General features: G+C 62.1%; 18 protein-coding genes and 2 pseudogenes. 3 read left to right on the top strand and 17 right to left on the bottom strand.

Annotation, left to right across the window (positions count from 1 at the left end; translation table 11 throughout):
* The first annotated feature begins 303 nt into the window (after positions 1–303).
* Positions 304–528, top strand: coding sequence for an alpha/beta fold hydrolase (locus YUU_RS0143370; protein ID WP_027527786.1), 225 nt, complete (start codon positions 304–306; stop codon positions 526–528).
* A 124-nt stretch (positions 529–652) separates the two neighbouring features.
* On the opposite strand, the gene YUU_RS0143375 is transcribed toward YUU_RS0143370, so the two are convergent.
* The 6 genes from YUU_RS0143375 to YUU_RS0143400 all read right to left on the bottom strand — a co-directional run bounded on the left by YUU_RS0143375 (position 653) and on the right by YUU_RS0143400 (position 4958).
* The gene (locus tag YUU_RS0143375; protein WP_027527787.1) at positions 653–985 is read right to left on the bottom strand and encodes a hypothetical protein; all 333 of its coding nucleotides are present in this window, start codon (positions 983–985) and stop codon (positions 653–655) included.
* A gap of 8 nt (positions 986–993) precedes the next feature.
* Positions 994–1506 (bottom strand): M50 family metallopeptidase, encoded by a 513-nt coding sequence (locus tag YUU_RS0143380; protein ID WP_027527788.1) that lies wholly within the window; start codon positions 1504–1506, stop codon positions 994–996.
* A 423-nt stretch (positions 1507–1929) separates the two neighbouring features.
* Positions 1930–2472 (bottom strand): hypothetical protein, encoded by a 543-nt coding sequence (locus tag YUU_RS63080; protein WP_371260589.1) that lies wholly within the window; start codon positions 2470–2472, stop codon positions 1930–1932.
* Positions 2473–2610, bottom strand: a complete 138-nt coding sequence (locus YUU_RS63085) for a hypothetical protein (protein WP_371260590.1) — start codon at positions 2608–2610, stop codon at positions 2473–2475.
* 22 nt (positions 2611–2632) lie between these two features.
* Positions 2633–3163, bottom strand: coding sequence for an adenylate/guanylate cyclase domain-containing protein (locus tag YUU_RS63090; RefSeq protein WP_027527790.1), 531 nt, complete (start codon positions 3161–3163; stop codon positions 2633–2635).
* Between the two features lie 22 nt (positions 3164–3185).
* Positions 3186–4958, bottom strand: a complete 1773-nt coding sequence (locus tag YUU_RS0143400) for an adenylate/guanylate cyclase domain-containing protein (RefSeq protein WP_027527791.1) — start codon at positions 4956–4958, stop codon at positions 3186–3188.
* Positions 4959–5306: 348 nt separating this feature from the next.
* Here YUU_RS0143400 and YUU_RS0143405 point away from each other — a divergent pair, with 348 nt between their 5' ends.
* Positions 5307–5675: a rhodanese-like domain-containing protein gene (locus tag YUU_RS0143405; protein ID WP_027527792.1), complete on the top strand. Its 369-nt coding sequence runs from the start codon at positions 5307–5309 to the stop codon at positions 5673–5675.
* A gap of 198 nt (positions 5676–5873) precedes the next feature.
* Here the strand turns inward: YUU_RS0143405 and YUU_RS0143410 are convergent, their stop codons facing one another.
* The 6 genes from YUU_RS0143410 to YUU_RS0143435 form a co-directional block, all read right to left on the bottom strand.
* Positions 5874–6251 (bottom strand): hypothetical protein, encoded by a 378-nt coding sequence (locus tag YUU_RS0143410; protein WP_027527793.1) that lies wholly within the window; start codon positions 6249–6251, stop codon positions 5874–5876.
* A gap of 681 nt (positions 6252–6932) precedes the next feature.
* Positions 6933–8384, bottom strand: a complete 1452-nt coding sequence (locus YUU_RS0143415; RefSeq protein ID WP_027527794.1) for an aldehyde dehydrogenase — start codon at positions 8382–8384, stop codon at positions 6933–6935.
* Between the two features lie 14 nt (positions 8385–8398).
* Positions 8399–9142, bottom strand: coding sequence for an ABC transporter ATP-binding protein (locus YUU_RS0143420; RefSeq protein ID WP_027527795.1), 744 nt, complete (start codon positions 9140–9142; stop codon positions 8399–8401).
* Positions 9135–10808: an ATP-binding cassette domain-containing protein gene (locus tag YUU_RS0143425; protein WP_027527796.1), complete on the bottom strand. Its 1674-nt coding sequence runs from the start codon at positions 10806–10808 to the stop codon at positions 9135–9137. The genes YUU_RS0143420 and YUU_RS0143425 overlap by 8 nt, the downstream gene beginning before the upstream one ends.
* Positions 10805–11680, bottom strand: a complete 876-nt coding sequence (locus YUU_RS0143430) for a branched-chain amino acid ABC transporter permease (protein WP_027527797.1) — start codon at positions 11678–11680, stop codon at positions 10805–10807. The genes YUU_RS0143425 and YUU_RS0143430 overlap by 4 nt, the downstream gene beginning before the upstream one ends.
* Positions 11681–11744: 64 nt before the next feature.
* Positions 11745–12965 carry an amino acid ABC transporter substrate-binding protein gene (locus YUU_RS0143435; protein ID WP_027527798.1) on the bottom strand — a complete coding sequence of 407 codons (1221 nt, stop codon included), beginning with the start codon at positions 12963–12965 and terminating at the stop codon, positions 11745–11747.
* Between the two features lie 269 nt (positions 12966–13234).
* Between YUU_RS0143435 and YUU_RS0143440 the strand changes: the two genes are divergently transcribed.
* Entirely contained in the window at positions 13235–14092 is an 858-nt protein-coding gene (locus tag YUU_RS0143440; RefSeq protein WP_245288301.1) for a helix-turn-helix domain-containing protein, read from the top strand.
* A gap of 30 nt (positions 14093–14122) precedes the next feature.
* Here the strand turns inward: YUU_RS0143440 and YUU_RS63095 are convergent.
* The 5 genes and pseudogenes from YUU_RS63095 to YUU_RS0143465 all read right to left on the bottom strand — a co-directional run.
* Positions 14123–14224, bottom strand: a pseudogene (locus YUU_RS63095) (ribose-5-phosphate isomerase); the annotation flags it as partial.
* Positions 14225–14414: 190 nt separating this feature from the next.
* Positions 14415–15014 carry a DsrE family protein gene (locus YUU_RS0143450; protein ID WP_027527800.1) on the bottom strand — a complete coding sequence of 200 codons (600 nt, stop codon included), beginning with the start codon at positions 15012–15014 and terminating at the stop codon, positions 14415–14417.
* A gap of 36 nt (positions 15015–15050) precedes the next feature.
* A complete protein-coding gene (locus tag YUU_RS0143455) occupies positions 15051–15668 on the bottom strand; it encodes a hypothetical protein (protein ID WP_245288302.1) in 618 nt (205 codons plus the stop codon).
* Positions 15665–16705 (bottom strand): TAXI family TRAP transporter solute-binding subunit, encoded by a 1041-nt coding sequence (locus YUU_RS0143460; protein ID WP_027527802.1) that lies wholly within the window; start codon positions 16703–16705, stop codon positions 15665–15667. Before YUU_RS0143460 ends, YUU_RS0143455 begins: the two co-directional genes overlap by 4 nt.
* A 94-nt stretch (positions 16706–16799) precedes the next feature.
* A pseudogene (locus YUU_RS0143465) lies at positions 16800–18269 on the bottom strand (hypothetical protein); the annotation flags it as partial.

Here is an 18269-nt window from a genome sequence, read left to right on the forward strand (position 1 = left end):
CTGCCACCTGCAGCGGGGAAGGTAGGGCAAGCCTTTCTCCCAGGATAGGCCCCGCGAGGTGGCTGCACCATCCGCGCGGTGACAGACCAGGGCCGTCGCGCCATGGTCGCGACACCGCTTGCGCAGCCAACGACCCCACGAATGTCTCAGTGCCAGAGGCCCGACGCCGCCTGCTGATTGGGTACGCACTTCGCCAGCCCTTAGTCGGTCCTTTTCATAGTGAAGGCATGTGCGAGCTCGCTGGTCGGACGAGGAATCCGCTCCCGATCGATGCGGCGGCGGTCGCAACCGTGGGGTTTCGATATGCCGATTGCCGCCTATGCAGGCATCACTGCGCCAAGCCTCTTCGTGCGAGGCGAGCGCGGTCATCCAGTCGTTCAGCGCGTCGCCGAGGTGCTGACTAACGCAGTCTCCAGATCGTCGCTGGTGACCGTTCCCGGCGCCAGTCATTTCATGATCGCGACCCATGCGTCGGATGTCGCGAGGCTCATCCGTGAGCAGGTCGAGACGGTCGAGACGCTGCGCTAGTTTAGCGACCGATCCGCACGGCACCGGGTGACCTCGACATCCAATCGTCGGAGAACTGCGGCGCAGGCGTCAGGCATCAGGGGCGGAGGCCGCGGGACGACTTGCATCCGTTATCTCGCGCGACCTAGCGTTCACGCGCTGGATGAGCCTTCACGAATGATGACGCATCCGTCTCTATATCCACCAGAACTTCCCCGGCGAGAATTTCGGAGTCTCCAAGATCAAGGTCATGCAAGCTTGCTTGAACAAATGCCAGTACTCTATCGTTCGCCGCGATGGCGCTTTCTTGGTCGTCGAATATCATCACAGCGGCGCCGACGCCTTCGCCCCCGTCCAATACATAATAAGATCTGAAGCCGTGCGATTCCCTTAGGATCTGACCGATGCCACTTTTCGCGCGGCGAGCAGCATCCGCGACAGAACGAACCTTGGTGTACTTTCGAATGACCATATACATGAGGCCACCTACGCGTTTCCGGCTCCTCGCATCAAAGCATATCGGGCCATCACGGGACCAGGGTCTCCTTCCAGGAGATGCATCAAACATGCGACCTCGTGGAGGGCAGCTTGTGGGCAAAGCGGACCTACGGCGTGATTCGTAAATTCGGGAAGGGCCATGAGCCGAATTAACAAACCTTCCCATGCTCGACCTTCATAGCGCAGAGCGTCGCCCTCGGCCTCCTTGCAGTCCTCGATAAGTTCTCTTATCTCATTCATGTCCATCATCGCGGCTTTGTCGTTCGTAAGCGCTGCCAACATGAATTGCGCGTCGCTACCCGCGGCACAGATCGCGATCTGGTCAGACGGTGGCAAATGGTTTGACGGATCCGTCTCGGCTCTGCCAGCCGTCTCGTCCCCTTTCACCCCGACGACAATTTTCCTAACGCGTTCCCCCAGCGCCCAGGCGACCAAGGCATGGCCAGCCTCATGAACGGCGCACCCGTACATCCCAGAGATTTCGTGCCTGTATTCATCCATCGACTAGAGTTCCGACGAGGCGAGAACGGCGCCGCGTGCCCCTTCATGTCATGACTGTTCGGCGCGATGTTCCGCCGACCCCTCCACGCCTCCGACATCAGCCTTCCTCTTTCGCCCTTGACTGCGAGCGCGTCGCGGTGGTCTGCCCCGTTCGCCCGTTTAGCTTGTCAATGCTGAGTAAGAGCTGGCGCGCATAGAGGCGCGCTGCTTGGAATACGTTCTGCTCGTTGACGAAAAAGGCGAGATAAGGCCCATGCAGGACTGCGATGTCGACGACAGTGGCGAGGGCCTGATCGAGTCAGGTCGATATGGAAGCGAAACCATAGCACTGCGAGGCAAAATAGAAGGGTCAAAGCGTTCAAGTAGAAGCCGGGGAGACGCAGCCCGAGTAGATTGCGGTGAAAGCCGTAATTGATGTTCTAGCTAAATACGATTGGAAACTTCTTTGCGTCGCGAGTGTTCTCGCGTGTGGAATTGAGGATCGACAGCATAGCCCCAAAGGACGTTTTGCATGTGACAGACGCCTGCCAGAGCAGCGACAAAGCCGAACCGAGGGTCCAGCTCCAAAGCTCGATGAGCCAGCACTATCGTCCCTTCGCGCGTCGACAGGTGATACTGTTGCATGGCTCTTAGAAAAAAATCGTTGGCGGTGAGGTTTTCTGGACGCCGCCGCGTCGCCATGCCAATTTCTGTTTGAAGCAATTTTGGCTGAATGGTTGAGACAACGGCGACCGTCACTTCGTCCTGAAGAGCGAAAACGTCCGTCAGGTCACGCTCGAACCTATCCGCCCAAATGTGTACACCCGTCATCGCATCAATCAACTGCCCCGTGATGCGAACTTTCCCCGCCGCCTTGCGCACAGCCCCCTCAAGGACATAGCGACCGCCGAGCCTGCGTCCGACCTCCTTCACATCGACGGCTTTTCCTTTGAACGTGAAGCTCGAGTTTCGAGCGATCACGAACAATCATTTGAACCGCGACAGCGCCGTTATGATCTCCTCAACCATCCCATCCGCGAAGTATTCCTGTTCGGGGTCGCCGCTCATGTTCTCGAACGGCAGCACGGCGATGGAAGGCTTGTCGGATAGAGGAAGTGGTCTCAAGCTATCCTCGGCAACGGGCGCACTACGAGCTCGCGAGCGGCGTAGGCCCTGATCGGGTCCTCGATATTCTTGACCTGCTGCAGGCCCATGTCAGTGAAGGCAACCGGCAAACCTTCCTGACCTGCTCATAGGTCGTCCCACAAACGCAAACGCCACCCGGCTGCGCCAAAGCCTGCAACCGCGCCGCGATGGTCACTCCGTCTCCGAACAGATCACCCGCGCGCACCATCACGTCACCGACGTGGATACCAATGCGAAAGTTGATGTGCTTGTCTAACGGGAGATTGGAGTTCGCTTCGGCCAAGGCAGCCGGCGCCTCTACCGCGCAGTGCACGACGTCCGCAGCGCTTCCGAACTCCGCAAGGACACTATCGCCAGCCGTATTGGCTATGCGGCCCCTGTGATCACCAATGCACCTGTCGAGGATTGCGCGCCGTTCGGTCAGGCCCTTGAGCGTGCCGACCTCATCGGTGCCCATGAGGCGGCTGTAGCCTTCCACATCTGCTGCGAAGACGGCGACAAGGCGTCGGCTGACTTTCGTAGGGTCTGACATGTGTGCCCCAATCCCTAAGCCCTCACCCTTCCGGCACCCCGGCCATTTGCATACCCTTGTAAATGCGTTCGCGCTGAGCAAGAAACGTTGGATTATCGCTCGACGGGCCAGTGCGGAAGCCGTTGATTGTATAGGTAGGGTTGATCGCGAGCCCTTTCGTCACCGCGACTTCCGCTTCATTGACCTGACCGAGATTGGATAGGGCGGCGGCGAGATAGAAATAGGCGTTGGGAAGATTTCGATTGATTTCGATCGCGTGGCGGAGCCACGTGACCGCCTCCCTGTCGTCGCCGAGATAGAGTTTGGCAACGCCAGCCGAGGCTATCCAACTGAAGGCAAACGTGTCGCGAGGACTGAGACGGAGCGCTTCGCGGACATGAGCCTCGGTTTCCTCGCTGCGACCGATGAAGAACTTGGCCAGACCGATCGTAGCGTGAGCGGCCGCCAAATTCCTGTCCAGAGCCAATGCCCGTTCGCATTCGGCGATGGCCTGGTGTCCGCGGTTCGAAAAAATTAGGAGGCGCCCCAAAAACAGATGCGCCAGCGCTTGATTGGGCGCGAGTGAGAGAGCCTTGGTCAAAGCTGCACTGGCCGCCGCAAGGCGTGCGGCTCGATCATCGGTGGTATACGCGCCCGCCAAGGTAATTTCGACCCCAGCGGTACCGATGAGTGCCTCAACATTATCGGGGTCAAGCGCCAGAGCGCGCTCGAAGAAACCATGGGCTTGCATCAGATGGTTAGGAGTTATTCCCTTGTTTGCCCACGCCATTCCTTGAAAATAGAGGTCTGTCGAGTCGGGTATTGTCGATTGCGCGGCGCGGCGGGCCTCAGCAGCAATCAACGCGGTGTCGAGTTGCCGCGCCACGTGCGCAGCAATTTCGTCTTGCATATCGAACAAATCGACGACGGTTTTGTCGAAACGCTCGGCCCATAAGTGATTGCCGCTTTCGGCGTCGATCAGTTGCACGTTCACCCGAAGCCGGTCGCCGCCGCGCTGCACCGAGCCTTCCAGCACATAGCGAACGTTCAACTCGCGCCCGACCTGCTTCACGTTGACAGCTTTGCCCTTGAACGTGAACGCGGTGTTGCGCGCTATTACGAATGCGCCGTTGATGCGCGACAAGTCCGTAGTCAAGCTCTCCGTCACCCCATCGACAAAATAATCTTGATCGGGGCCGCCGCCAATGTTGGCAAACGGCAGCACCACGATGGACAGACGGGGAGCCAAAGTCGACAGCGGGGCGGGCCGACGTGCATTCGCGCTCAGGCCAATCGCATAGGCACGGATCGGCCGAGCGATGTTCTTGAGTGCCTGCTCGCCAAGGTCGGCGAAATCCACCGGGACCTTGTCGCGAACCTGTTCAAAAGCGGATGACGAGATGCAGATAGCGCCCGGTTCGGCGATCCCCTCAAGCCGAGCCGCGATGTTGACACCATCACCAAGAATGTCTTCCCCGTCGATCAGAATGTCGCCGAGGTTGATCCCTATCCGAAGCAGCATACGCCGGTCCTCAGGGACGCCTTGGTTGCGCTCGGCCATCACGGCTTGCACCGCCACGGCGCATTCGACCGCATCGACCACCGAGGGGAACTCAAGGAGCACGCCGTCCCCCGTGGTCTTCACGAGACGACCCCCGTGCTTCGCCACGAGGGAATCGGTAACCTTGCGGTGTTCGAGGAGTGTTCGGGCGGTGCCGACCTCGTCGAGCCCCATGAGCCGCGAGTAACCGGCAACGTCTGCGGCCACAATTGCCGCCAGCCTACGTCCGACCCGAGGTGGTTGTGCTGGCTCCATGGTAAAGCCCGCTCCTGATCGCATCTTGTACGAAGGTGGAACTCGGAGGCAAGTGTTCTCGCGGTCTCAATCGAGACGCCGGTGACCACTGCGGTACCCGGGGGCGGTGGCATCCTGCATGAACGGGCACGGGTAAGAAGCAAGCTCAAGCCTCGACGCGGGGAAGCCTTGGACCTTGATGAGCCTCTCCGCGCGCACCGAGCCCCTGCGAGCGAGCCCGCCCCCTCAGCTTCGAACTGCTAACTTCAAGGGCAAGCCGCCGCCAGCCTACCAAGTTCCGCAACACTTCGCAGACGTTCCTGGCCCGCAGTGCTATTGTGGTCGAATGGCGGAAACGGAGAGTGTCCGATGGCAACAAACGTCAAACAAATGCTCGAAGCTGCCAATGCCGCAGTTCCCAAAATTACGCCCGACCAAGCTGCCGACATGATCAAGGCGGGTAATACGCTTATCCTTGACGTTCGGGATGCACCGGAAGTGGCCACAAGCGGCAAGGTCGCGGGAGCCTTAAATGTTTCCCGGGGAATGCTGGAATTTCGAGCCGATCCCGAGTCGCCGTACCATGACAAGAGCTTCGACAAGGGGAAGACCGTGATCCTCTATTGCGCCTCGGGCGGCCGGTCGGCGTTGGCTGGCAAGGTGCTCAAGGATATGGGATACGAGAAGGTCTATAACGTCGGCGGCTTCAAGGACTGGACGGGAGCGGTCGAGAAGTAGCCAATCCAATGCGCCCATTTCGGGACCCGAACTTCTTCCTCGGACGACACAACGATCATGGGTTTCCCACAACTCGGGCAGGGCTTTGTGGCGGCGTATCGGTCATCGCACGCCGAGGCCCTCCGCGATCCGCTAATGTCCTGACGATCACCTACCGATGGCAGGGCGGCCTTCGATGCCCTCGGGATGCCAGCCTGATTACTCAGGAAGCCCCCAGTCTCGCTTGGGATCGTTGCGCCGGTTGTTGACGTGCTCATCCATGATTTCGTGGTGGCTACTGTCAGATCCTCTCAACCATCCACGCCAGCGGGTGGTCTTGCCGCTGTTGGACCGTTGAGGCGACCAATGGTTGACGTAGGTGATGCCGTTGAACACCAGCGGATTGGTCTGCTTCCATTCCCTGCGCTTCTTCGAACCGGACGGGTGAGGGCACGTTTCCATCCAATTGCGGTAGGCGTCGAGCGGTGTTTTAGGGTTGCGCCTGCGCTCTTCCAGCTTGGCCTGCCGCTCCTTCTGCTGGGCTTCCTCCCGCTTGCGCTTCTCGGCGCTCTTCCGTTCCCGCTCCTTGCATGTCAATCGGCTCCCAAATTTTGGACGCCGATCCCCCGGCTTAGGGGTTCAATATTGCAGGCCGAATGACATGAATGAGGGCGGGTCCGTTACGACTCGATTTGCTGCGATGCGCCTACAAAGGAAACGGAGACGAGGAACGGATTGCCTGAAGGTGCGAAAGCCCAGCGCCCGGCCTCCGACGCTTGGTAACAAGCGCCTTACGGAGCAGACCCGCAAGATTCTCGGAAAGCACTACGCGAGCAAATATCGGGTGTAGTGAACTACGCTCGGCGGCTGAAGACCCTGAAGGGCCTCACGCCTTACGAATACATCTGCAAATGCTGGACTTCCCAGCCAGAACGATTCAACTGAATCCGCTCCAGCAAATGCCGGGGACTAAATACCTAGCGGTGAAGCACTCTCACGCGAGCAGTCCCGTGCAGTCGGGTACGATCCTCGCTCGGAGAGGCGCTTCCCTATTTGGAAATGCCTGCTAAGCAATTGATACTCCTAGAAGCGAATCCCGCCATTTTTTCCAAACGCGGCCTGAAATCGTTGAATAATCAAGCAGGTTTTGATTCCGCCATTCGGAGGTTCGATCCCTCCCGCCCCAGCCAGATCGCCCGCCCGGCCTGAAATCACTCACGAAACCGGGTGGTGGCGCATCTCCTCTTGGGCTCCTTTGCAGATATTCAGTCGCGCCCTTCAAAATGGATAATGCCGCGGCCCGGTCTGCACCGTAATCCAGCGCAGCTCGGTAAACTCATCGATCGCGGCCTTGCCGCCAAAGCGGCCGTAGCCTGACGCTTTGGTACCGCCGAACGGCATCTGCGGCTCGTCGTGCACGGTGGGCGCGTTGATATGGCAGATGCCGGCCTCGATGCGCTTGGCAACCGCGAGCGCGCGCGGGATGTCGCGGCCGAATACGGCGGAGGAGAGGCCGTATTCGGTGTCGTTGGCGACGCGCACAGCCTCATCGACGCCGCTGACGCGGACCACAGTGACCACGGGGCCGAAGCTCTCCTCGCCATAGACGCGCATTGCCGGCGTGACGCGGTCGACGATTGTAGCTGGCATGATCGTGCCCTTGCCGCGGCCGCCGGCCGCGATTACGGCGCCTTTGGCGACGGCATCGTCAATCAGGCCGCCGACACGGTCGCAGGCGGCAGCGCTGACCAGCGAGCCCAGCACGACATTGCCCTTGCGCGGATCGCCATAGGGCAGACCCTTTGCCTTCGCGGCGAACTTGGCGATGAACGCGTCGGCGACCTTGTCGTCGACCACAATGCGCTCGGTCGACATGCAGATCTGGCCCTGGTTCATGAAGGCGCCGAAGGCGGCCGCGTTCACGGCCGCATCGAGGTCGGCGTCGTCAAGGACGACGAGCGGTGCCTTGCCGCCCAGCTCGAGCAAGGCGCGCTTCAGATGCTTCGCACAAGCGAGCGCGATGAGACGGCCGACCCGGGTCGAGCCGGTGAAGTTCACTCGCCGTACCGCCGGATGCGCGATGAGCGCTTCGACCACCGCCTGTGCGTCTTCAGGCGCATTGGTCACGACATTGACGACGCCGTCACCGAGGCCGGCCTCAGTGAGGCAGCTGCCGATCAGCCGATGCACGCCCGGGGCCATCTCCGACGCCTTCAGCACCACCGTATTGCCGCAGGCGAGCGGCATCGCGACGGAACGCACGCCGAGGATGACAGGCGCGTTCCAAGGCGCGATTCCGAGCACGACACCGACCGGCTGGCGGAACGCCATAGCGAGGTTGTCGGGCTTGTCGGTCGGGATGATCTCGCCCGAGATCTGCGTCGTCATCGCAGCCGCTTCGCGCAGCATGCCCTCGGCGAGATGGACGTTGAAGCCCGCCCAGCCGGCGGTGGCACCGGTCTCGGCGACCATCAGCTCCGTGAATTCCGGCGCGCGGCGCGCGAGGATGTCGGCCGCAGCGCTAAGGCGCTTGCGGCGCTCGGAGGGGCCGAGCTGCGACCAGGCCGGGAAGGCTGCGGCGGCGGCATCGGCGGCGCGCATGGCGTCGTCGATCGAGGCCGCGGCTACGATGGTCGCGACCTCGTCGCTGATAGGATTACGCCGCTGGAAGGTGCGCTGGTTGGTCGCCTGTTGGTCCTTGCCGCCGATGAGAAGGTCGATTGCGTTCATGGGACGCTCCATGGTTACGGGGATGGCTGTGACGCGGTGGTCGGCGCGCGCGCCTTGCCGAGATAGGCGCGCTGAATGTCGGGATTGTTCTTCATGTCGCTTGCCGAACCCGTGCCCGCGTTGCGGCCGGACTCGATCAGATAGACCCGGTCGGCGATGTCGAGACTGGCGCGCGCGTTCTGCTCCACGAGCAGCACGCTAACGCCACTTTCGCGGATCTGTGCCAGCGCGCGAAACACCTCGCGGCTGAGCAAGGGCGAGAGACCGAGCGAGGGCTCGTCGAGCAGCAGCAGGACAGGGTTCGACATCAGAGCGCGGCCAATCGCGACCATCTGCTGCTCGCCGCCGCTCATCGTCCGCACGGCCTGGGTCATGCGTTCGGTCAGGCGCGGGAACAGCGCGAGCACCTTGGCAAGCCGCTGCTCTTCACCGGCGCGGGCCCGGGCAGGGTAGGCGCCGAGCTGCAGATTCTCCGCAACCGTCAGCTCGCCGAAGACGGCTCGCCCCTCCGGCACCAGCGAGATGCCGCGCTCGACGATCTGATGGGGTGGCAGCTTTGCGATATCTGCTCCCTCGAAGCGGATGCGCGCGCCGGACGTCGGCGTGACGAGGCCGGCGATGCTCTTCAGCAGCGTCGATTTTCCTGCGCCGTTGGCGCCGAGGATCGCCACGATCTCGCCACTGGCGATGTCGAGCCTCACATCCGCCAAGGCCTGATGCTTGCCGTAGAAGTGCGAGAGGGCGGCGATCTCAAGCATCGGCGCCTCCCAGATAGGCGGTCACGACCGTTGGGTCGGACAGGACATCGTCGGGGACGCCGCGCGCGATTACGCTGCCGGCGTTCATCACGATGCAATGGCCGCACAGCGCACGGATCGCGTCCATCACATGCTCGACCATGATGATGGTCATGCCGCGGTCGCGGAGCTTCGCGATCAGAGATATGCCGGTCTCGAGCTCGCTCGGGTTGAGGCCTGCGAGCCATTCGTCGAGCAGTACCAACTGCGGCGAGAGCGCGAGCGCACGCGCGAGCTCAAGCCGCTTCTGGTCGATATAGGTCAGCTCGCCGGCCGGCGTGTCGTGCATCGGTGCAAGCCCGACGAGATCGAGCACCTCCCGGCTCGTCGCTTTTGCCGGCGCTGCGCTGAACAAGGCAGCCGCCGCGACGTTCTCGGCCACGGTCAAATCCGACATCACCCGCACCAGCTGGAAGGTGCGGGCAAGTCCGAGCCGGGCGATCCGGTATGGCTTCAGTCCGCCGATCATGGTGCCGCCGAACCGGATCGAGCCCGATGCCGGCACCAGCGCGCCGGACATGAGATTCAGCAGCGTCGTCTTGCCGGAGCCGTTGGGACCGATGATGCCGACGATCTGCCCCCGCGCGACCTCGAAACTGACCTTGTCGACCGCGCGCAGGCCGCCGAACGACTTGCTGGCGTCGTCCACGCGCAGCAGCGGTCCGCTTTCGTCGCGGACAGGCGCAGCGCTGGAGGCGCCGTTCGCCGGTATCGACCACGACCAGGGCGCAACCAGCCCGATCACACCTTTCGGCAGCATCATGACGATGAGCACGAAGATCGCGCCGAGCACGATACTGAAATGGTTCGGCAGCGTCGCGGTGAGAACCTCGAACAGCAGCACCAGCGGGATCACGCCGAGCACCGGACCGAATAGCGAGCCGGCGCCGCCGAGCAGCGCCATGATGACGACCTGGAAGGAGATCATCGGATTGAACACGATCGACGGATCGATATAGGTCCAGCGCGGCGCCATCACCGCGCCCGTCACCGACATGAAGATGGCGCTCAGGATGAATACCGCGAGCTTGATGCGGGTGGCGTCGATTCCGGAATGGCTGGCCGCCGTCTCATCCGCGCCGATTGCGCGCAGCGCCAGACCATAACGCGAGCGGCCGAGCAGGAAGCCGGTCAGGAAAACGAGCGCGGTGAGGCCGAGCAGTTGCCAGTAGAGCACATCCTGCGTCACGGCGCTGAAGAGATAGCGGCCGACGGATTTGTGGACGTTGACCTCGTACCAGATCACGAGCTGGCGGATCAACTCGGCGAGTCCAAAGGAGAAGATCACGAAGTAGATGCCGGACAGACGCAGCGTGGACAGACCCGTGATCGCGGCGACCAGCGCGCCGAGCACGGCGGCGGCCAGCAGCACGACAGGCCAGGACCATGTCTCGCCGAGGACGGCGGCCGTATAGGCGCCGATGCCGAAGAAGGCGACAGTCGCAAGCGAGATGTATCGGGTCGGACCGGAGAACATCGCCCAGGCGGTCGCCAGGATCGTGAAGTAGAGGACGCTGATGCCGAGCGCGAGATAATAGCCATTGGCATAGAGCGGCAATGCGGCGACGGCTGCGGCGAGCGCGAGCGCCGCACACCATCCAAGTGTCCTGGCGGCCTTCGCGCTCACGCGGCAGCCCTCCCGAACAGCCCTGTGGGCTTGATGAGCAGAACCACCAGGAACAGTGCATAGGTAGCGGCGAGCGTCAGGCCGGGATCGACCAATCGCGCGACAGCGGTCTCGACGACGCCGAGCATCAGTCCGGCCACCAGCGCGCCCATTACGTTGCCGACGCCGCCCATGATCACGACCACCAGCGCCTTCATGGTGAAGACAACGCCCATCGAGGCATTGAAGGTGAGGAACATGCTGACCAGCACGCCGCCGATCGCGACCAGACCGCCGCCGCAGGCAAAGGCGAAGCCCGACATGGACGGCACGTCGATGCCGACCAGTCGCGCCGCACCGGGATCGACCGCGATGGCGCGGACCGCCGTGCCGATCCGCGTGCGCGTCAGCGCCAGATAGACGGCGGTACCGATCACGGCCGCGAACAGCAGCGCTACGAGCCGGTTAACCGCGAGCGTCGTGCCGAGCACGACCACGGGGATGGAGAGATAGCTGTAGCTGTAATACTGGCCACCGAACGCGACCAGCATGATGCCCTGGATGACGAACAGCATGCCGAAGGTGACGAGGATGCTGTCGATCTCCTTGGCGCCGCGGTCCTTGCCGCGCCGCATGAGACGTTCGAGCAGGAACCGGTAGAGCAGCCAGTTCAGCGCCGCTGCGCAGGGAACGGCGAGCAGCAGCGCAACCAGCGGGCTCAATCCGAGACCGGAGTAGAGGGACAGGGCACCGAACGCGGCCGCAATGAGCGACTCGCCATAGGAGAGGTTCATGACGCGCGCGACGCCGTATTGCAGTGTCAGCCCGAGTGCGATGAGGGCGTACATGCCCCCAAGCACGAGGCCCGGCAGGACGATATCGAACAGCAACATGAAGCGGTGTCCTACTGGCCGGCGGGGGCAGGCCTCACGACGAGACCTGCCCGCCAGGTTGCCGTCACTGCCACTGCGACTTCGGCACCACGGGCGCGCGTGCACCGGGCAGGGTGGTCGGCGCGAGCCCGTAGAACTCGCCGTTCTGCCACTGGCCGACGCTCCAGACCTCCTGAAGCAGGCCGTCCTTCAACTTGACCTTGCCGATGATAGTGTCGAACGTGCCTGAGCGAATTTCGGCTGCAACCGCAGCGCGATCCACCTTGCCGACCTTTTCGATCGCCTGCTGCAGCACCTGGAGGCTCGCATAGGTGATCGGGCTCGCCCAGCGATCCGGCTCCTTACCGGTCGCTGTCTTGTGGCGCGCGAGATAGTCCTTGAGAAGCGGGGAGTCTGCGTTCCAGCCGCCGATCCCCATCACGCCGTCGCTGTTGGCGGCAAACTTGCCCTTGTAGAGCGGAAAGGCAGTGCCGACGCCGACATAGAAGATCTTCGGGTTGAACTTCAGGAGCTGCGCCTGCTCGGTCAGGGCGATCGTGTCGGGCGGATAGCTGAAGGCGATGAACGCATCGGGCTTGGCGGCAATCGCGTCATTCAGCAGCGGCTGGAGATCCTGCGACCCCAGCGGATAGGTCTTGTCATAGGCGAGCGTGAAGCCGTGCTTCTTGAAGGCCTCACGGCCTGCGGCGGCCAGCTCTATGCCGAATTGATCGGCGACGCTGACCATCGCGACGTTGGTGCCGATCTTGCCTTCGTTCTTCAACTTGCCCAGCAGGTCGGCAAGCGCCTCGGAAATCTGCGCGGACGTGCCGAGCCAGAACGTCGCATTCGACCAGCGCTTCGCAAGCTCCGGCGCCTTGTCGGTTACGGATGTGACGGCGAGGTGAGGGTAGCCCAGCCGGTTCAGGGTCGGGCCGACCGCGAGATTGAGGCCCGTTCCCCAGGGCGGCAGAATGAAGTCGACCTTGTCCTGGTTGGCGAGGCGCTCGATCGCCTTCACCGCCTCTTCCGAGCTGCTGCGGTCGTCATACTCAACGACCTCGACTGGCAGTCGCTTATCGCCAAGCTTGATGCCGCCAGCCGCGTTCACATCCTTTACCCACAATTCGTAATTGGGCAGCGTTGTGATGCTGGCCCCGCCGGCATAAGGGCCGGTCTTGGAAATGGCGTAGCCGACGCGGATTTTTTCTTGCGCGTCGGCGAAGGACGTAAAGGTCGCCAGCGCCGCGGTCATCGCGGTCAAGCTGGTGAGGCGCAGCAACGTTCGACGGTTCACTGAAAACATGTCGATCCTCCCTCCGATTTCACTCGGCTGTTCGCAACGATGAAAGCAGGTCGTTTCCTGTCGCCCGGCTTCTTCTCGGCGGCTTGTTCGAGCCGCCATGGCCAAGACTTGACCCAGCAAGCACCTTGGGCTTTTCTCGCGCAATGGACAAATCCGGCGAAAGATTGGACATTTCTGGTCCGCGAGGCGAACTGCGTCGAGGGGCCGCGGGTGTCAGCCGGTCCGCGCCTGTCGTCGCAACTGGCGGGCCTGCCGCCGTCGGAGCCGAGGTGATCGCAACGCACTACGAGGCACGACGTTGGGCGCTGGGCTCCACGACGTTCCGACCATTCATCCATCTGCTTTGTGTGCACAGCGGTGGCGTCGCGGAGATCTCGGCCGAGGGCAAGACAACTGTATTGGCTGGTCCGGTCCTTGCCTGGCTGCCTGCGGGTTGTGCGACGTATCTCGATGTGTCGGCGGGCACTGCCGCGGGGCTGCTCCACCTCAAATCAGGCGCATGGCATCGCTACCTGCCACCTTCGGCCGAGCCGGCTTATCTCGCGCTCGAAGGAGCAAGGGAAATCCTGGCGCTTCCGGTTGAACCCGATCTTACCACCACCGTGTCGCGTTCGATCGCGGCGATCGCATCCGAGATTTCAACGCCCGCGCGCAGCGGCGCCGCCTCGATCATGTCCGCAGAGTTGACGTTGTGCATGCTGCGATTCTGGCGTCTCTTCGCAGGCGACCACAATCCGGACGAGGAGGGCAGCAGCACGGAGATTTTGAGCCGCTTCCGAAGGCTGCTCGAAGAGCGGTATCACCAGCACTTGAGGGTCGCCGATTATGCCGGTTTTCTTGGCATGACGCCGGATCGCCTGCATGCGTTGTGCACTCGTGAGCTGAAGCGATCGCCAAGCGCGTTGATCCAGCAGCGTGTCGTCAAGGAAGCCGCCGCGCGACTGGAAGCTGGTACTGCCACAGTCAAGCAAATCGCGTTTGCGCTTGGCTTCAAGGACACTGCCTATTTCAGTCGCTTCTTCAGCAAGCACACGGGCGAGGCGCCAGGCGCTTGGCAGAAGCGGGTTGCCGCACGCGTCAGAAGCGGGCGTTCCAAACCGACGCTTAATTTCGCCGACTGGCCCTGAGGCGGTGGAACCGAATTGCGCGCCGCGGCGCTACCCCTCCAGCGCCTCAATCATCTCCACCCGCGTCGCATGCCGGCCGTCCTCGAACTGGGCGGTCAGGAACGCATCCACGATATCGAGCGCCAGCCCTTTAGGCGGATCCAGCTAAGGGGCACTAGCTGCATAATATTCGGAGGCAAGTCCCTCTAGCTCCGGCAAGAGACTTGCTTGAGGACATTTTTGCGATCCGACACCAGTCAATTCCATCTCGAGGTGATGCTGCGCTGGTCGCTCCATTCATTGGACGTCGATCGAATTGCCGTTGATGGCCGATCAGTCCGGCTTACGGCTTGACGTAGGTCCAGCCCATCTCCTGCAACTCCATCACGCGCACGACGCCCGACTTCACGACCTCCGCCTGCCGAACGATCGGTATGTTCTTGTTTTCGGCCTTCTGCATTTTCTCCTGGGTGTTGCCACAGGCCTTGAACGAAACCTCGGGGGTGCTCAGGGCCATCTCCTCGATGCGAGCCTTTACCGGCGATGTGTCTTCACGCAGCATGTTCAGGCCGGGCCCAAACGTAACCACCTCGATCTTCACCCTCTCGCCGGAGTCCTTGTAATATTGAGCCACGTTCGTTGCGTTGTTGAGTGCGAGATTCATCGCGGCGGGGTCGTTGGTGTTCACCTGCAGGATCAGGTGATGTTCTTTCTTCTTCGTTGCAGCCGGATCGTCCATGCGGGCAAGCGCGGATCGCGTCGGCGTCCTCGTCGTTCGCTTCGCTATGTGATGCCTCGCAGGGCTCGCTCTATGCACGACGGGTTGGCCGTCTGCCGGCGTCCAGTATTTTCCGCCCTGCTGCGCGGCCGCAAACGACGCGGACACCAGAACGGCGATCGCTCCCATCGCGGCCGCTTTTGCAACATCATGAAACTTGATCATTATGCGCCTCCATCAAAGAAAATCATTTGCACACCATCAATGGTTCGGTGTCGCGATGGCGAGTGGCCATTTGCAGGCTGCGGCCATCTTCGCGCGCACCGCATCTATCCCGGCGAGGGAGAACGTTCCGTCATGGGCAGCCCCGCCCCGAGGTGAGAGGAGGACAATAAGGTCCCCGCTATCCGGCAGCGACTGCAGCAAGCGAACAACATCCCCGGCGAACGCAACGCCAGGAGCGAATGCCGGCACGGCGGCTGCGACCTGCACCGCTGGACGATCATTCACGCGATAGGAAATTGTATCATCACCGCCTCCGCGGGAGATGCCGGGGCCCGCGAGCACTAGCTCCGTCCGGCCGGCGCGACAGCGAATCGATAACTGCATCGTGGACTCGTCGGTCCCGCTGCGTGACAATGTCGTAGCGGTCGCGATTGGAGAGTAATCTACGGGTGAGGTGGTCTGGCTGACGATCCAGTCGTTTTCGGGCGTCGCGCGATGCTGAGGCGAGATCGTGCGCGTCAATTTATCCAGACACCCCAGGCGATCCGCGTGTTCTTTCTGAAGGCAGGAACGGAGCTGCGCTGTTGGATCCTGCGCTAACGCAAGACCGCCGGTGGCCCCGAGTGCAATAAGCAGAATCACGGCGCGTTTCATTGCGATGCACGTGTTGTGCGGAGCTGACGATCCAGCCATGCCTGCGCCGCGGGAACGCGCGTGAGACCCGGAACCGTCGCAGCGAGGTTGATGGATTTCCACTTCGGATCGAAACCGGGCGCCTGCAATCTGTCGATCCGGGAGAACAAGTGGTCGATGAAGCGCGCGACGCGCTCGGACCGATTCGACTTGGCCGGCCAATTGAAGGCGACCAGAGTGGTCGGCACGGCTATCGTCGAAACCCGTTCGCCCTGCTTGATCAGGTTGGGATAGTCGGCCGCGTCCAGAGAGGCGGGAAGATAATAATCCTCGAACTTGCTCTCGTACGGGACAGGCAGGAACTTGAAGCCTGGCTCCCAACGGCCCTTCACGAAAGCATCCACCGGCTTCGATGTGATGAAGACGACGGCTGACATCTCGCCTTTGCGCATCTGCTCGAGCGCGATTTGGTGTGGAATAAACGTCTTTTCCACCTCGATGTTGAGGCGGCTGAAGATCAGCGGCCCCGAATAGGCCGCAGCAGTGCCCTGCGTATTGAAATTGACCTTCTTGCCGGCGAGATCGTTCAAGTTCCGGATCTCCGGTCGAACGAAGATCTGCAGCTCGGACGGGAACAGATTCAGGACATACGCAATTCGTCGCTGGATGTCCGGCACCTGGCTCTTGTATTCCTCGAGCGCGTCGGAATTGATGATTGCCGCATCGATGCCGCGCAGATAGAGCAGGGAGTTCAGGTTTTCCGTGGCCCCGCGGGTGACAACCGGCAGAACATGCAGGTTATCCCCATCGTCGACCACACGGGCGATCTCTGCCGCCAGGCGGATCGGCGCGCCCTCGAGCAGACCTCCGGCCAGGCCGATCGTCCAGGCGTTCATGGAGATCACCTCAGGCCTTGGCTGCGTCGGCTCGGGCCGTGTCAGGCGAACCTTGTGAGGCCTATTTTGCGACTGCGCCTCCGCCCCAGGCTGAATGGCGAAGAGCAACGGCGCGAACGCTGCGAGTAAAAGCAGCCGACGCAATCCCATAAACCTTTTCATCGACCAGCTCCTCCACACATGCTGTATCCGTATCGGCGCTTTCGAGCCTTGATTGCGCATGGTCGGTTTGGAAAAATCGCCGCACAAGACCGTGTTATCGACGTAACGCTTCTAGTCGCGCCTTCGCTTCCTTGACCCCTCCAGCTTCGGCCCGCGCATAAAGATTTTGCGCTTTAGTGAGATCGCCTTGCGTTCCATACGTTCCCAATTTTGGGAGGATCCGCGGATCGTAGGTTTCCGCGAGCACGAAGCTTGCTTGCGCGCTGCCCATCTCAGCGGCGCGCTCCAGCACGATCCGTGCCGCGCCGATGTTTCCCTGTTCAAGCAGTACGCTCGCGCGCGCGATCAATTTCGCCGTTTGCATCTCTTCGTCAGGATTGACCTGGGCTTTGCCCTGGCTGCGCGCCGCTATGGCCTGGTCTTGGACTGGCTTGTCTTTGACTGATTTGTCTTGGATTGGCTTGTCTTGGACAGGTCGGTTCTGGATTGGCCGAGCGGGCGCGGGCTGGGGCTCCTCGCGCACGACCTGGCCAGTGGTGGCCAGCTGAGGCCCAGCGGGGGGATCTTTCGCCACAAGCGCGACGTTATCGTGACGCGCCGATGCGAGATCCCGTTCCAGTCCCCCGGCGCGCTCGCGTTCACGCAGCAACAAGCTGCGCAGCGCCGCCGATTCGCGTTCTCCGGCCTGCTTGATCCGTACGACTTCCTCGCTTGCCTTGGACGCGCGCTCGGTCTGCGCCTCGAGATCACGGCTTGCTTTCGTGAGATCCCGGGCCATTTGCTCAGCCCGCTCGCGCTCTCGTTGCTGCGATTGCCGCAAGTTGGCGGTATCGCTCGCTTCCGCCTGTTTAAGCTGCGCCGCGTCCTCGCTGGCTTTGGCCGCTTGTGCCTCGTATGCGTAGATCTTGCTGCGCGCCATCGAGAGATCCTGCGTCAGCGCATCGGCTCTCTCACGCTCCTTCTGCATCAATCGCCTCTGTTCCGCGGCGCCAGCTTGTGCTGCCTGCGTCAGCTTGGCGACCTCGTCGCTCGCCTTTGTCGCCAGTGCCGTCTGCGCATCGATATCTCGACGCGCGGCCGCCAGCGCCTGCTCCAACTGGCCGGACCGATCCCGCTCCTGTTGCAGGGATTTCTGCAACTCCAGCGCGCCGCTCCCTCCTGCCGCTTTCCGCGGGGACGCGTCCTCGCTGGCTTTCGCCACCACTGCCGTTTGCGCCTCGTATGCATAAATTGCGCTTCGCGTCAGGGAAAGATCCTGCGCAAGCGTGTCGGCCCTTTCGCGCTCCTTCTGCATCGATTGCCTCAAGTCCGCGGCACTGGCCTCCGCCGCCCGACTTCGCTGCGAAACTTCCTCGTTTGCCTTTGCCGCCAGCGCAGTCTGGGTTTCGACATCGCGCCGCGCGGCCGCGAGATCCTGCTCGAGCCGCGCCGACCGCTCGCGCTCCTGCTGCAGCGTCTTCTGCGACTCCGCGGCGCCGCTCTCGCCCGCCTGTTTCAGCCGGGACGTTTCCTCACCTGCTTTCGTCGCCAGCGCAGTCTGGGTTTCGACATCGCGCCGCGCGGC

It is taken from the genome of Bradyrhizobium sp. Ec3.3 (genome assembly GCF_000472925.1).
Classification (GTDB): Bacteria; Pseudomonadota; Alphaproteobacteria; order Rhizobiales; family Xanthobacteraceae; genus Bradyrhizobium.

What these genes read in the sequence shown, in the direction of transcription:
- YUU_RS63090 (WP_027527790.1), bottom strand. Translation starts at nt 3,163, where the DNA reads ATGTCAGACCCTACGAAAGTCAGCCGACGCCTTGTCGCCGTCTTCGCA.
- YUU_RS0143370 (WP_027527786.1), top strand. Translation starts at nt 304, where the DNA reads ATGCCGATTGCCGCCTATGCAGGCATCACTGCGCCAAGCCTCTTCGTG.
- YUU_RS0143415 (WP_027527794.1), bottom strand. Translation starts at nt 8,384, where the DNA reads ATGAACGCAATCGACCTTCTCATCGGCGGCAAGGACCAACAGGCGACC.
- YUU_RS0143430 (WP_027527797.1), bottom strand. Translation starts at nt 11,680, where the DNA reads ATGTTGCTGTTCGATATCGTCCTGCCGGGCCTCGTGCTTGGGGGCATG.
- YUU_RS0143400 (WP_027527791.1), bottom strand. Translation starts at nt 4,958, where the DNA reads ATGGAGCCAGCACAACCACCTCGGGTCGGACGTAGGCTGGCGGCAATT.
- YUU_RS0143405 (WP_027527792.1), top strand. Translation starts at nt 5,307, where the DNA reads ATGGCAACAAACGTCAAACAAATGCTCGAAGCTGCCAATGCCGCAGTT.
- YUU_RS0143435 (WP_027527798.1), bottom strand. Translation starts at nt 12,965, where the DNA reads ATGTTTTCAGTGAACCGTCGAACGTTGCTGCGCCTCACCAGCTTGACC.
- YUU_RS0143380 (WP_027527788.1), bottom strand. Translation starts at nt 1,506, where the DNA reads ATGGATGAATACAGGCACGAAATCTCTGGGATGTACGGGTGCGCCGTT.
- YUU_RS0143460 (WP_027527802.1), bottom strand. Translation starts at nt 16,705, where the DNA reads ATGAAAAGGTTTATGGGATTGCGTCGGCTGCTTTTACTCGCAGCGTTC.
- YUU_RS0143420 (WP_027527795.1), bottom strand. Translation starts at nt 9,142, where the DNA reads ATGCTTGAGATCGCCGCCCTCTCGCACTTCTACGGCAAGCATCAGGCC.
- YUU_RS0143450 (WP_027527800.1), bottom strand. Translation starts at nt 15,014, where the DNA reads ATGATCAAGTTTCATGATGTTGCAAAAGCGGCCGCGATGGGAGCGATC.
- YUU_RS0143375 (WP_027527787.1), bottom strand. Translation starts at nt 985, where the DNA reads ATGTATATGGTCATTCGAAAGTACACCAAGGTTCGTTCTGTCGCGGAT.
- YUU_RS0143455 (WP_245288302.1), bottom strand. Translation starts at nt 15,668, where the DNA reads ATGAAACGCGCCGTGATTCTGCTTATTGCACTCGGGGCCACCGGCGGT.